Annotated in this window: 11 protein-coding genes; 6 read left to right on the top strand and 5 right to left on the bottom strand. The window is 49.3% G+C overall.

All coding sequences use genetic code 11. From position 1 onward, the window contains the following. Positions 1–43: 43 nt before the first annotated feature. Positions 44–805: an NADP-binding protein gene (locus FIU82_RS01385; RefSeq protein ID WP_152440145.1), complete on the top strand. Its 762-nt coding sequence runs from the start codon at positions 44–46 to the stop codon at positions 803–805. Here FIU82_RS01385 and hutH read toward each other — a convergent pair. From hutH to hutC, 3 genes are read right to left on the bottom strand one after another with little or no spacing between them, the layout of a single operon-like run. Then, complete coding sequence (gene hutH, locus FIU82_RS01390; RefSeq protein WP_152440146.1) at positions 802–2331, bottom strand: histidine ammonia-lyase; 1530 nt, start codon at positions 2329–2331, stop codon at positions 802–804. The two genes, FIU82_RS01385 and hutH, sit on opposite strands and share 4 nt — an antisense overlap. Continuing rightward, on the bottom strand, positions 2324–4012 hold the full coding sequence (gene hutU, locus FIU82_RS01395) for a urocanate hydratase (RefSeq protein WP_152440147.1): 1689 nt from the start codon (positions 4010–4012) through the stop codon (positions 2324–2326). The genes hutH and hutU overlap by 8 nt, the downstream gene beginning before the upstream one ends. A 50-nt stretch (positions 4013–4062) precedes the next feature. Continuing rightward, a complete protein-coding gene (gene hutC, locus FIU82_RS01400; protein WP_053910180.1) occupies positions 4063–4776 on the bottom strand; it encodes a histidine utilization repressor in 714 nt (237 codons plus the stop codon). 116 nt (positions 4777–4892) lie between these two features. Between hutC and hutI the strand changes: the two genes are divergently transcribed. Both hutI and FIU82_RS01410 read left to right on the top strand, forming a co-directional pair. Then, positions 4893–6119 (top strand): imidazolonepropionase, encoded by a 1227-nt coding sequence (hutI, locus tag FIU82_RS01405; RefSeq protein WP_152440148.1) that lies wholly within the window; start codon positions 4893–4895, stop codon positions 6117–6119. 79 nt (positions 6120–6198) lie between these two features. After that, positions 6199–7923: an EAL domain-containing protein gene (locus tag FIU82_RS01410; RefSeq protein ID WP_152440149.1), complete on the top strand. Its 1725-nt coding sequence runs from the start codon at positions 6199–6201 to the stop codon at positions 7921–7923. Here the strand turns inward: FIU82_RS01410 and FIU82_RS01415 are convergent. Next, a complete protein-coding gene (locus tag FIU82_RS01415) occupies positions 7920–8972 on the bottom strand; it encodes a formimidoylglutamase (RefSeq protein ID WP_022946644.1) in 1053 nt (350 codons plus the stop codon). The two genes, FIU82_RS01410 and FIU82_RS01415, sit on opposite strands and share 4 nt — an antisense overlap. A gap of 8 nt (positions 8973–8980) precedes the next feature. After that, positions 8981–9502, bottom strand: coding sequence for a ribonuclease E activity regulator RraA (rraA, locus tag FIU82_RS01420; RefSeq protein ID WP_045980436.1), 522 nt, complete (start codon positions 9500–9502; stop codon positions 8981–8983). 167 nt (positions 9503–9669) lie between these two features. On the opposite strand from rraA, the gene FIU82_RS01425 reads away from it, so the two are divergent. The 3 genes from FIU82_RS01425 to FIU82_RS01435 all read left to right on the top strand — a co-directional run bounded on the left by FIU82_RS01425 (position 9670) and on the right by FIU82_RS01435 (position 13239). Further along, positions 9670–10194, top strand: a complete 525-nt coding sequence (locus FIU82_RS01425; protein ID WP_022946646.1) for a phosphatase PAP2 family protein — start codon at positions 9670–9672, stop codon at positions 10192–10194. Further along, positions 10191–11219, top strand: coding sequence for an MJ1255/VC2487 family glycosyltransferase (locus FIU82_RS01430; protein WP_151173293.1), 1029 nt, complete (start codon positions 10191–10193; stop codon positions 11217–11219). Before FIU82_RS01425 ends, FIU82_RS01430 begins: the two co-directional genes overlap by 4 nt. 139 nt (positions 11220–11358) lie before the next feature. Then, entirely contained in the window at positions 11359–13239 is a 1881-nt protein-coding gene (locus FIU82_RS01435; protein ID WP_152440150.1) for a methyl-accepting chemotaxis protein, read from the top strand. The last annotated feature ends 27 nt before the right edge of the window (positions 13240–13266 follow it).

Consider the following 13266-nt stretch of genomic DNA (forward strand, 5'->3'; position numbering starts at 1 on the left):
CTGTGCAAAGTGTAGATGGCGCTGAGTTAGTTTGGGAGAAAATATGACAAAAAAAATCGTGATTATTGGAGCCGGTTGGCTTGGTGAAGCGCTGGCACAGCGCTGTTTATCGTCAGGGTGGCAGGTACAAGCAACGCACCGTCGTCGTGGTGAGCAAAGTCACGAACGTCAATTTGTTATTAACGAGCGTGGTGAACTTGTGCATGACCTCGACTTAACCGATGCGTTTTGGCTATGCGCAATGACTCCGGGGAGTCGAAACCCCAATAGCAACTACCTACAAAGCCTCGAGGCGGCGCTGGCGCTCTATCAAACATTGCATGGCCGAGGATTCGTATTGTGCTCAAGTTCGGGTATCTACCCTCAACAGAGTGGCGACTACAAAGAAAGCAGTGAATTGACGCTAAGCAGTGAACGTCAGCAGCGTTTGTTTGCTGCCGAACAGCGTGTGTTACAACAGGGTGGTCGGGCACTGCGTCTAGGAGGTCTTATAGGCCCGAAGCGGGAACCGGGGCGTTTTGTTAGTGGTAAAGCGCTATCATCACATGGCGATGATGTGGTGAACATGGTGCACCGTGACGATGTGATTGACGGCATTTTGCAGCTACTGTCGCACTATGAGCAAACGCAAAGCGTTTACAATTTGGTTCATCCACGGCACCCTACGAAACAGCAATATTACCGTGATCACTGTCAGCGTTTGGGCAATGAGCCTCCGACCTTTACCAATCAGAGGCCCATTAAACGGCGTATCGATGGGAGCGCCATCGAACAATTAGGGTTTAGTTATCAGCAACCCATTTAGGCCGACGGCAACACCCCGTCAATCAGAGCACATAGTGCGCGCTCTTTGAGCAATTGATTAGCGCGCTCAATATCGGGGGCGAAATACCGGTCCTTGTCATAGTAAGCGACGCGCTCTCGCAAAGTGGCCTTGGCTTGCTCAACACTGGCGGCCGCTGTTAGCGGAGCGCGAAAATCAAGCCCTTGCGCACTAGCTAAATACTCTACTGCGAGTACACCGCGAGAATTCTCCGCCATATCTTGCAGTCGTCGCGCAGCAAAGGTGGCCATCGACACATGATCTTCTTGGTTGGCTGAGGTGGGTAGGCTATCGACCGATGCAGGGTGAGCTAAGGATTTATTCTCCGAGGCCAAAGCTGCTGCGGTGACTTGAGCTATCATAAACCCCGAATTTACGCCGCCGTTTTCCACCAAAAATGGCGGTAGTTTAGATAAGTTCGAATCTATGAGTAGGGCGATACGGCGCTCGGACAGCGCGCTGATTTCGCTGATCGCTAAGGCGAGGTTGTCCGCCGCCATGGCGATGGGCTCGGCATGAAAGTTGCCCCCGGAAATGATTTCACCTTGCTCGGCAAAGACCAGCGGATTATCGGTGACGCCATTGGCCTCGACTAGAATTACTTCACTGGCTTGGCGAATTTGCGTTAAGCAGGCCCCTAGTACTTGTGGCTGGCAGCGTAAGCAGTAAGGGTCTTGCACTTTTTCACAGTCGATATGGGCGCGGCTAATGGCTGATTCTTTATCTAGCAGTTGCCGAAAAACTTGGGCGCTGTCGATTTGCCCTTGTTGGCCTCGGGCGAGGTGAATACGCTCGTCAAAAGGTGCCCGTGAGCCCATCGCCGCCTCAATGCTCATGGCGCCGATAACCGCACTTTGTGCCCATAAATCTTCGCCCTGAAATAGCCCCTCTAAGGCTAATGCCGTCGACGCTTGGGTGCCGTTGAGTAGTGCCAAGCCTTCTTTCGCGGCAAGGGTGATGGGGGTCAGGTTAGCTTTGGCGAAGGCTTGCGCTGCTGGCAAGATATTACCTTGATAGCGCACTTCTCCTTCGCCTAATAGCGGTAGGCACATATGTGCTAAGGGCGCTAAGTCTCCGGATGCGCCCACTGAGCCCTTAATGGGAATGCACGGGTAAATACCAGCATTAACTTGGGCAATTAAGAGATCGATAACGCATTGTCGCACCCCGGAAAAACCGCGTGATAACGAGTTGATTTTCAACAACATCATTAAGCGAACTGTACTATCTTGCATCAACTCACCAATACCGGCGGCATGTGAGAGCACAATAGAGCGCTGTAGCAGTTCTAATTCTGGTTCAGCAATTTTGGTGTTCGCAAGTAAGCCAAAGCCAGTATTAATGCCATAAACGGTTCGCTTATCCTTAATCACTTGTTGCACGCAGGCGGCGCTTGCGGCGATAGCGCTCAGAGCACGCTCGTCTAAGGTGATATTGATAGGTTGTTGCTGCGCTTGGCGCAAAGTGGCTAAATCGAGCTGACCAGGGTGCAAGTGAACATTAATCATGGCGCTGCTCCTTATTGACCATAGGTAAATCTAAGCCTTGCTCAGCAGCGCAGTCTATGGCGATATCGTAGCCGGCATCAGCATGGCGCATCACTCCGGTAGCGGGGTCGTTCCACAGCACTTTCCCCAGTTTGTCGTGTGCTTCATCGCTGCCATCGGCAACAATGACTACCCCTGCATGTTGGCTAAAGCCCATGCCTACGCCACCACCATGGTGTAGTGACACCCAAGTGGCGCCGCCAGCGGTGTTCAGTAACGCGTTTAATAACGGCCAATCCGATACCGCATCTGAGCCATCGCGCATCGCTTCTGTTTCGCGGTTAGGGCTTGCAACTGAGCCAGAATCAAGGTGATCGCGGCCAATGACAACCGGGGCTTTTAGTTCACCGTTTTTAACCATGGTGTTAAAGGCTTGCGCTAAGCGGGCGCGATCTTTGAGCCCTACCCAACAAATACGAGCCGGTAGGCCTTGGAATTGAATACGCTCACGGGCCATATCGAGCCAATTATGCAGATGCGGATCATCGGCAATAAGCTCTTTCACCTTGGCATCGGTTTTATAAATGTCTTCTGGGTCGCCCGATAAAGCCACCCAGCGGAAGGGACCAATACCTTGGCAAAAGAGTGGGCGAATATAAGCAGGCACAAAACCAGGGAAATCGAAGGCGTTATTGACGCCCATATCTTGTGCCATTTGGCGAATATTGTTGCCATAATCTGTGGCAGCGGCGCCTGCGTGTTGCATGGCGAGCATGGCACGTACCTGCACCGCCATGGATTGCTTCGCTTCGCGTACCACCCGCTCTGGGTCTTGCTGGCGCAGCTCATGAGCTTGCTCCAGAGTCCATCCCTGTGGCAAATAGCCATTTAATGGATCATGAGCGGAGGTTTGGTCGGTGACCACATCGGGTGTAACCCGGCGCTCAACCAGCTCGCTGTAAACATCGGCGGCGTTACCTAATAACCCCACTGAGACTGCTTCACCTTGAGCGCAGGCGCTGTTAATCATTGCTAAGGCTTCGTCTAAGCTACTGGCTTGTTTATCCAGGTAGCGGGTTTTTAGACGAAACTCAATTCGGCTTGGGTCACACTCAACGACTAAGGCACTAAAGCCTGCCATGGTTGCTGCTAACGGCTGGGCTCCGCCCATGCCTCCTAGGCCGCCGGTGAGGATCCAACGGCCCTTTGCTTGACCTTCAAAATGCTGTTTGGCCATTGCCACAAAGGTTTCATAGGTTCCTTGCACTATGCCCTGAGAGCCAATGTAAATCCATGAGCCAGCAGTCATTTGTCCGTACATCATCAGACCCTGTTTATCGAGCTCGTTAAAGTGCTCCCAATTAGCCCAATGAGGCACCAAATTTGAATTCGCGATGAGCACTCGGGGAGCATTGCTGTGGGTTGTAAAAACGCCAACAGGCTTTCCTGATTGCACCAATAAGGTTTGGTCGTCCTCAAGGCGGTCTAGGGTGCGAATGATCTCATCAAAACAAGGCCAGTCACGAGCTGCGCGGCCTATCCCGCCGTACACAACCAGTGCTTCAGGGTGCTCGGCAACCTCTGGGTCGAGGTTATTCATTAGCATGCGTTTAGCAGCTTCAGTTTGCCAGCTTTTAGCGGCGATTTTATCACCGTGCGGGGCGCGAATAACGCGGCTATTATCTAATCTGTGTGTTGTCATAATGTCACCTGTTGATAGGTTGTATATACAATTGGTTTTTATAAAATTTTTTAACTGCGTTTAGTGAATGTTAAATGGCCACCCAAGCGATATTTGCTGCCCGGAGATACAAGCCTAGCGAAGCTAACAATGCCTCTTTGTGACCAGGTACGACGGATCACTTGTAAGCAAGGCTCTTCGTTATAGAGATTTAACCACGTACACATTTGTTGGTTTGGAGTAATAGCCTCGACCGTATGTCGCGCCTCGGTTAGAGGGGCAACTTGAGACAAATACTCATGTGGCGTCAGGGTATGAAAATCCTGCTGCAGGTAGTTAGGTGCCAGCTCCGGGTTAACAAAGCGCTCTTCTACTTGCAGGGGCGCATCGTTTTCAAAGTGCACTAATACTGAGTGATACACCTGATCGCCGGGCTCCACGCCTAGCGCAATAGCGATGGGAGCAACGGCATCAATGGACTCTAGGGTTACCGGCGCACAACTGTAACTATGGTTACGTTCACGCACCTCATCGGCGATGTTACGGATCTCCAGCAGTGATGACTGTGATTTAAAACTGGCAACGAAGCTTCCTAAGCCTTGAGTGCGAGTGAGTATGCCGGCATCGGTAAGCTCACTTAGAGCGCGGCGTGCGGTCATGCGGCTGACTGCAAACTGCTGCGCGAGCTGGTTTTCTGATGGCACACGTTGGAACTCTTGCCATTGTCCGCTGCGGATCTGGGTTAAAATATGATCTTTAATTTGATGATACTTAGCTGACGACATGGGGGCTCCTAATCAATACCATCGCGGCACTTTGCACTGCCTTGGTTATTATGTAAACATGGCATAAATATCTTGTATATACAAGCTTAGCAAATTACTCATTAGGAGCACGTCTAATGCACGCGGATCACATTATAGTAGATGTAAATATCGCCACTATGGAGCCTCAAGGTGATGACCTTTATGGTGTTATCGAGCAAGGAGCCGTGGTCATGGGTGAGGGGGTTATTCAATGGCTTGGGCCGATGAGTGAGCTCCCAGAACTGGATTTATTAAGTATTCCTGTGACCTCGGCAAAAGGGGCGTGGGTGACTCCAGGGCTCATCGATTGCCATACTCACTTGGTGTTTGCCGGTAATCGTGCACGAGAATTTGAGCGCCGTTTACAAGGAGAAAGTTACCAAGCTATTGCTGAGCAAGGGGGAGGGATTGCGACCACCGTGAGCGCAACCCGCGCGGCAGAGCCGGAACAGTTGTATGTTAGCGCCAAACAGCGCCTTGATGCGCTCTACGCTGAAGGAGTGACCACAGTAGAGACAAAATCAGGGTATGGTTTAAACCTAGCTGCTGAGCTAAAACTGCTGGAGGTCGCCAAGTTACTTGATAGCCATCATCCAGTATCAATTCAGAGCACATTTTTAGGTGCCCATGCATTGCCGAAAGAGTATCAAGGTGACAGTGATGGTTATATCGACCAGGTATGTGAGCAGATGCTCCCTGAAGTGGCGGCCAAGAAACTGGCCAGTGCGGTAGATGTTTTTTGTGAGCATGTTGGTTTTTCCCATGCGCAAACGGAGCGGGTGCTTAAGGCGGCGCAGGATTTAGGCTTCAAACTTAAGCTCCATGCCGAGCAGCTCTCTAATATGGGCGGTACTGCCTTGGCTGCGAAATATCAGGCGTTATCGAGTGATCATCTTGAATACCTTGACGAACAAGGGGTTAAGGCAATGGCACAAAGCGGCATGGTCGCGGTATTGCTCCCGGGGGCGTTCTATTACCTTAGAGAGAGTCAGTATCCACCAATAGAGTTGTTGCACCGTTTTAATGTGCCTATCGCGATTGCCACTGATTTTAATCCCGGCACATCCCCGTTGTGCTCATTGCAGCTAATGATGAATATGGCCTGTACTTTGTTTCGACTAACACCAGCGCAAGCGTTACAAGGTGTGACATGTCATGCGGCACGAGCGTTAGGGCTTGCAGATAGAGGTACGCTTGCACCAGGGCAGCGTGCCGATGTGGCTTTGTGGGACATTGAGCACCCCGCACAATTAAGTTACGAATTTGGAACCAAGCCCTTGAAACAACTGTGGATTCAGGGAGTGTTAAGCAAAACTTTCTGATCATGGGCGGCTAAATTATAAGCGGCTATACTTGGCTTATTAACAAGCGTCAGCCGCGTCAACAATAACGATAATAATCATGATCACCAGCATTCATTTGAGCGCCTTTATTAGCGGACTGTTTATGATGGCGCTAATCGTCAGCGTTGTTCTTGTCAGCGAGCGCCGTGATGGCTTAAGTGCGATGTTCTACTCAATCGCTGGGCTGGCCTATATCAGTGGCTATTGGCAAGTCGCCAGCGTCATTTTGTTAGGCGCTTATGGCGTTCGTTGTTGGCTTGTATACCGGCATCAAAATAAACGATTACTGCTTGGCAAGGGTGGGTTAGTGCTATTGCAGAGCTTGCTGATAGCAACGCACCTCTCTTTTGAGCTGCACAGCGCTTGGTTATGCATCGTCCCTTTGTTGTTGCAGCTTAGCGCTTATATGGAGCTGAGCTTTAATGAGCCGGAAGTTGCATCCAACCAACAAGCTAATACACTTGATAACCACTCTCTCCCTATTATTTCTTGGCCGCAAGCGTTAGCGCAATATCAAGATTGGAGCGCCAATAATCGTGCTGATATCGCCTTGATCTTAGTGCAAATAGAAGGCTATGAGCCTCTTAACCGTCAGCTCGGGCAAGAGTTCGCTGAGCTATTATTGATGCAAGCGTTAACGCGGATGAATCAAGTCATCGACCACCCGCAAGTGTTAAATCTCAATGTGCCGCGACGACAAGTGCAACAGAGCGCGCAACTTTTCCAAGTTGCTCCGCTGTGTTACGGCACCGTGGTGGTCTTTGACCAAGAGCGACACGTACATGAGCAAGTTGCTCAGCAGCTAGCCGATGCCGCTCAGCGGCCGTTCAATTCTCAGCAAGGTATCGTCGAGCTAAAACCGCATATCGCTATCGTACAAGGGGCGAGTTCAGCATCAAGCCTTGATGACATGTTGCAGTGCGCGTTTAAAACGCGTGACTTTTATCCCGAGCAACGTATTAGTCATTACAGTGCTGAGCTAGAGCAACAGGTGCAAGCCCACGAAGTACAACTGAAAGAGTTAGAAAAGGTCGATTTTGAGCAAGATTTTGTGCTTTATTTTCAGCCTGTAATTGGATTGCCCAAACAAGAGCTCTTGTATGTAGAATTATTACTACGATGGCAGCACCCAGAAAAAGGGTTATTAAAAGCCGAAGAATTTATTGCTGATCTGCGCGCCGTCGGACGTGGTTATAAGCTGGCATTTCATGTGCTTGAACGTGCAGCGGAAATGGCCTTGGCATTGAAAATGGACGGGCAGCCGACCCCGATAAGCATTAACTTGTATGGTGAAGAAGTCTTGCACGATGAGTTTGTTGATTTTGCTGAGCGTATGGTACGAGAGCATAATCTTGCTCATGGCGATTTAATTGTTGAATGTCCTCTGCCAGTGCTTATGTCGCTGGATAATCGCGCTTTATCATTGTTAACTCGGTTACACCAGGTGGGGGTTCACGTTTGTTTGGATGGCCTTGGCGAAACGCCGCTATTTTTAGCGAAATTGCCGAAGCTTAAGCTAAGTTACGTCAAAGTAGACCCCGCATTGACCGAAGATGTTGATTACACCAGCGCCAACAAAGCGCTACTCAATGGCCTTATTGACATGCATCGCCACCTAAAGGCGCAAGTGATTTGCCAAGGTATTGAAACCGAAGCCCAGCTTAGCTATATCAAAGAGTTCAATGTGCAAGGCGCGCAAGGGTTCATTTTTACCCAGCCTTTACCATTAGAAGGGTTATTAGGGTGGGGGCGACAGTGGCGTCACCAGCAATCTTTCAGCTAGCGTTGGTATCTTGCACGTAAAAAAGCAATAACTAAGGCAGTGAGAATTTGCCCAGCGGCATTCGCACCAGCGTCATAACCATTAGGGTCTTGCTCTGGAGCCGCTTCGCACAAATGAATGTACGCCAGCGCCGAAGTGCGCGCAGCGCAAAAGACATATTGCTCAGCTTCGCTAAGGCTTACACCTCGGTGATTAAACGCACTGGCTGGCGCGCAGGTAATGGCATCGACATCCAACTCTATGGCCAGTGGGCTATTAAGAGTAAAGCTGTGTAGGGCGCTATTCACCGACTCTGCTATTGATGTGGTCGTGGCTACTTTAAGAGCATGATAACTGGTATAGCTGGCGTGATGTTCATGCAGTGCGGCTAATATATCTTGGTTATTTTTCTGTTCATCCAGAGCGATAACATGGTAGCCCTGTAAATATCCCCGGCGTGCAGCGTAGTGAAAACCATTGCCACTGTGGCGTCCCTCAAGTGCACGAAAATCACCGTGTGGGTCTAGATTGAGCGCATTGATGGCGCAGCCGAAATGCTTGCTGCTTGCGCTCAGTAACGGGTAACAATTATTGTGACCGCCACCTATCACTATCGGGGTTAGTCCGGCCGCTAGAATAGCTGCCACTACAGGCTCGACTAACTGATCTATATTCTCACACAAAGCCCGTAGGCGCACCGTGTCGTCTGGATTAAGATTGTCCAAAGCTTGGCTTTGCAGCTGCAGCGCTTGGCAGTCTATTTCTCCTAGCAGGAGTGTGTCTTGTACGGGGGTAAATTCATTGACAGGAAGGTTTAAAAACTTTGATAAAAAAGCGCGAAAACCTTGTTGAGCACCGCCTTTACCTAAGTTTGCCCGAGGGCCTATATCTTCTGGAATACCGAGAATAACGTAACGTATGCCAAAGGCATAAGCATCTTTGAGGGCTTGACTGAACTCCAAACGCGTATCGAGCAAGGCCATCGCTTGCCACACACGCTGTTCGCCGGAGCGAGCAGCCACTATGCCTTGTAAGCTCTGCTCATCATAAATAGTGACTGCATGGTTCATATAGTGGATTAATCCTCTAATACATCAAGCTCTTCGTCTTCGACGTACTCCAGCTCTAGCTCCTCGGCGGACAATATAATGCCGGTACTATCGGCATAAATATAATCATCTTCGTAGAAAGAGACCCCGGCAAAGTTAACTGGAATTCCTTCTTCACCCGGAGCGAGGTTGTCTGCGCCCACAGGAATTGAGGCAATCGCTTGGATGCCTAGCTCCAGTTCTTCAAGCTCATCAACATGGCGTACCGCACCATATACGATGATCCCTTCCCAATTATTCTCGACGGCCAGTTCTGCAAGCTCGATGTCTACCAGCGCGCGGCGAGTAGAACCGCCACCATCAACAAGCAGCACACAGTCAGTACCATCTTGTTGCAGTACCTCACGCAGCAGTTGGCTACTCTCAAAACATTTCACCGTTCTTATACGGCCGCAAAATGCACTTTGACCACCAAAATTAATAAACATGGGTTCAAGCACATCAACTACATCGGCAAAATGGTCGCAAAGTTCAGAAGTACTGTATTCCATTGGGCTCTCCTACGGGCACTTTTGCATCAAGTATACCTAGGTTATGGGGCTTAGCAAGCGAAGCGCAAGGTCATCGTGAGACGACATATTAGTGTCTAAAAAACGTCATGTAATTGTTATTTTCGCTCACTATAGTCAAAGTAAGTCAGCTAGTTAGGTGAAAGCGAATGATCTTATCGCACATAGATCGCATAGACAGGGCACTGTTTAAGGTGATATTTCGCCCGCGTTACCGACGCTGGTTACATCACTGCATTCGCATGACTTCACGTTCAGGAGACGGCATTTTATATGGGGCCTTTGCACTGTATTTAGTGGCATTTAGTACCGCGCAGCAACAGACGTTAGTGATGGTACTGCTGGTGGCTTACCTAATAGAGAGACCAGTGTACTACGCTACGAAAAACCTGTTTCAGCGTGTAAGGCCCTGTGATGGCGTTATAAGCCATGCGCATATTCGCCCAAGCGACAAATTTAGCTTGCCTTCAGGGCACAGCGCAGCGGCGTGGGTCTTTGCGACTGTAGTCAGCCACTTCTATCCACCACTAGCTATATTTCTTTATGCGTGGGCAAGCTTGGTAGCGTTATCGCGGGTGTTGCTCGGGGTGCATTATCCCCTTGATGTCGTCATCGGCTCGTTGATGGGTTACGGCTGTGCACTGTTAGCACTTATTATTACAGGGACTTTATGAGAATTCTTTATGGCGTTCAGGGCACAGGGAATGGCCACACCACACGCGCTCGGGTCATGGCCAAGGCATTTGCCAAGGCAGGTATTGAAGTGGATTACTTATTTTCTGGGCGCAGCAAAGCTGACTATTTTGATATGCAGGAGTTTGCCGACTTTCAGACGCGAACAGGGCTTACCTTTGTCACCGAGCGGGGGCGAGTCAATGGTTTTAAAACGGTTAAACAAGCGAAAATACGAGAATTTATCAGTGATATTCGTGAACTCAACTTACGCCATTATGATTTAATCTTTAATGACTTTGAGCCCGTTACCGCGTGGGCTGGGCGTCGGCAAAAAATTCCTGTCATTGGCATGAGCCATCAAGCTGCATTTTTATCACCCCACGTACCAGTGACTGGCGATAACCTCTTTACCAAAGCAATGATCCGCAACTTCGCTCCAGCGGATGTTTATCTCGGAGTGCATTGGCAGCCTTTTGACGATTCTATTATTCCTCCGTTTATTGAGCATGGCACTGCGGTTGATAGTGAGTATGTTGATAACAAGGTATTGGTGTACCTGCCTTTTGAGGAGCTGGAGGAGGTCATACATTATCTCAAAGATTTCCCTGGCAAAGAGTTTTACTGTTATCACCCACAGGCGCAAGACCAGTCACTTGCTCATATTCATTTGCGCCGCCCGTCTCGGGCAAACTTCCTGCGTGATTTGGCAAGTGCGAGCGGAGTTATAGCCAATGCCGGTTTTGAACTTGCCAGTGAAGCGCTTACATTGGGTAAGAAGCTCTTGCTTAAACCTCTGAACGGTCAATTCGAGCAATACTCAAATGCGTTGACGTTGCAGCAAATGCAGCGGGCGCAAGTGATGCACTACCTTGACCAAGATGCGCTCGAAGACTGGGTCAATATTGCGACCCACTCTCGAATTAACTATCCTCAAGATCCTGCGCCTTTGGTCGATTGGTTAGTACAGGGGCAGTGGCATCAGCGTAAAGGCTTAAATGAGCAGTTGTGGCACAACGTGTTGTAATTTTTGTTGGTTCTGGTCGCTTGATTAAGATATAACTGCCTTGATTTTAAGAAAAATCGACAAATTTTTTGCGACATATCATATATGACGGCTAAAATTTGAAGATAATGGCGCTGCAGTTACTTAGAAGGTCAAAACCATGAACTTTATGAAAAAGCTCACGATTAAACGTCGTTTACAGTTAAATGGCGCAGTCGTAGCAACAGCTTTGCTGGTGTTATTCGCTGTAATTATCTATGAAGCCCGCATAATGGGGTTACTTAACTCCACACTGGAAAATGCTGAAGAGCTCAATGTTCATGAGCTTACCTTACGTAAGCATGAGAAAAACTTTGTATTTTACAAGCAAGAACAATCATTGGATGAGTTCGCCAGTGAATATCAAGCGCTTGAAGCGCGGGTAGCGAAGCTGCGCAGGCAGTTTGTGACCCTCGATGGTGATACTCAGCTTATTGATAATTTCGCTTCACAGGCGCAGCAGTATCGTGATGACTTTAACAATGTCCAGGCTTTACAGCGCGAAATCGGTTTGCACCCGAAAGATGCACTTTACGGCGCTCTACGCAGCGCCGTACATGAAGTCGAAACTCTTCTTAAAGAGCGACAAAACTTTGAAATGCTGGCGCTGATGTTACAACTTCGCCGGGCTGAAAAAGATTTTATGTTGCGCCTTGATGTGAAGTATCTAGGGAAGTTTGACACCCATTTCAGCGCGCTGAAAAACAAAGTGCAAAGCGCGGGGTTTGATGCGCCTTATCGCACCAAGTTAATCACCCTCCTTGATGACTATCGCAGTAAATTTAAAAGCTTGGTTGATGCGCAACAACGCTTGGGCGTTGATTTAGAGTCTGGCGCGCTGGGGCAATTACGCCAGTCTGTTGAGCAAAGTGACAAGTATGCTCGCCAAGTGCTGGGCGCCACGAAAGAGATGATAGAGCAAGAGATGCGAGTGACTCAGATCACCGCTCTGACAATTTTAGTGATTGCTGCAATCTTGGTGGCGGCGCTGCTGACAATGACCAGTCGCGCTATTATTCAGCCAATTGATAGAGCGGTCAGTGCTATTACCCGTATTCGTGAGACCAATGATTTAAGTATTCAAATTGACACCCATGGCAATGACGAAATTGCTACGCTGACCAGTAATATCAATAACCTCACCGCCGGTTTTAGAGGGCTGATTTTTGATGTGAATAACGCCCTAGCGACATTGAACGCCGCAACAGAAGACTTAGCTAGCACCACCGCATCAACCAGTACTGGCGTACAAGAGCAGTTGCAAGAAGCTGATATGGTGGCCACAGCGGCCACCGAGATGCAGGCAACCATTCATGATATCTCTGGCAACACAGAGGAAGCTGCAAAACGAGCGCAAACAACTAATGAAAGTGCTTCTCAAGGGCGTCAGGAAGTGGATGCCACCGTATCTCGTATTGCCCAGCTCTCAGACTCGCTTGGCAATGCCTCTGGGGTGGTTGGTGATTTAGAAAAAGATGCTGACACCATTGGTTCAGTACTGGATGTTATTCGCGGTATCGCTGAGCAAACCAACCTCCTAGCGTTGAACGCTGCCATAGAAGCTGCACGGGCAGGTGAGCAAGGCCGTGGCTTTGCGGTGGTTGCGGATGAAGTACGTTCATTGGCGCAACGTACACAAGATTCCACACAAGAGATAGAAAATATTATTTCCGGCCTGCAACAGCGGACCCAACAAGTTGTGAGTATTATGCAACAGTGTCGCGACCAAGGAGGTGAGAGTGCAGAGCAAGCTTCTCGTGCCGGCGACCTACTGAGCTCGATTACCCAAGAAATTGAAACCATAATGGAAATGAGTACGCAAATCGCGGTGGCCATTGAACAGCAATCACAGGTTGCCTCTGAAGTGAATCAAAACGTGGTGCGTATTCGTGATATTGCTGAGCAAGCCAGCGGCCATGCAAGTAATAATGCCCATACCAGTGAGGAAGTAGCAGAGCAGGCTCGGGTGTTGCACGATGCCGTGGCTAAATACAAGGTTTAGAAAAAGCCGAAGACAGTAACATAATAA

Origin of the sequence: Pseudoalteromonas sp. THAF3 (genome assembly GCF_009363775.1) — a bacterium.
In the GTDB taxonomy this organism is placed as follows: domain Bacteria; phylum Pseudomonadota; class Gammaproteobacteria; order Enterobacterales; family Alteromonadaceae; genus Pseudoalteromonas; species Pseudoalteromonas ruthenica.

Coding starts and splice junctions, on each gene's coding strand:
- hutI (WP_152440148.1), top strand. CDS start 4,893: ATGCACGCGGATCACATTATAGTAGATGTAAATATCGCCACTATGGAG.
- hutH (WP_152440146.1), bottom strand. CDS start 2,331: ATGATTAATGTTCACTTGCACCCTGGTCAGCTCGATTTAGCCACTTTG.
- rraA (WP_045980436.1), bottom strand. CDS start 9,502: ATGGAATACAGTACTTCTGAACTTTGCGACCATTTTGCCGATGTAGTT.
- hutU (WP_152440147.1), bottom strand. CDS start 4,012: ATGACAACACACAGATTAGATAATAGCCGCGTTATTCGCGCCCCGCAC.
- FIU82_RS01425 (WP_022946646.1), top strand. CDS start 9,670: ATGATCTTATCGCACATAGATCGCATAGACAGGGCACTGTTTAAGGTG.
- FIU82_RS01385 (WP_152440145.1), top strand. CDS start 44: ATGACAAAAAAAATCGTGATTATTGGAGCCGGTTGGCTTGGTGAAGCG.
- hutC (WP_053910180.1), bottom strand. CDS start 4,776: ATGTCGTCAGCTAAGTATCATCAAATTAAAGATCATATTTTAACCCAG.
- FIU82_RS01415 (WP_022946644.1), bottom strand. CDS start 8,972: ATGAACCATGCAGTCACTATTTATGATGAGCAGAGCTTACAAGGCATA.
- FIU82_RS01410 (WP_152440149.1), top strand. CDS start 6,199: ATGATCACCAGCATTCATTTGAGCGCCTTTATTAGCGGACTGTTTATG.
- FIU82_RS01430 (WP_151173293.1), top strand. CDS start 10,191: ATGAGAATTCTTTATGGCGTTCAGGGCACAGGGAATGGCCACACCACA.
- FIU82_RS01435 (WP_152440150.1), top strand. CDS start 11,359: ATGAACTTTATGAAAAAGCTCACGATTAAACGTCGTTTACAGTTAAAT.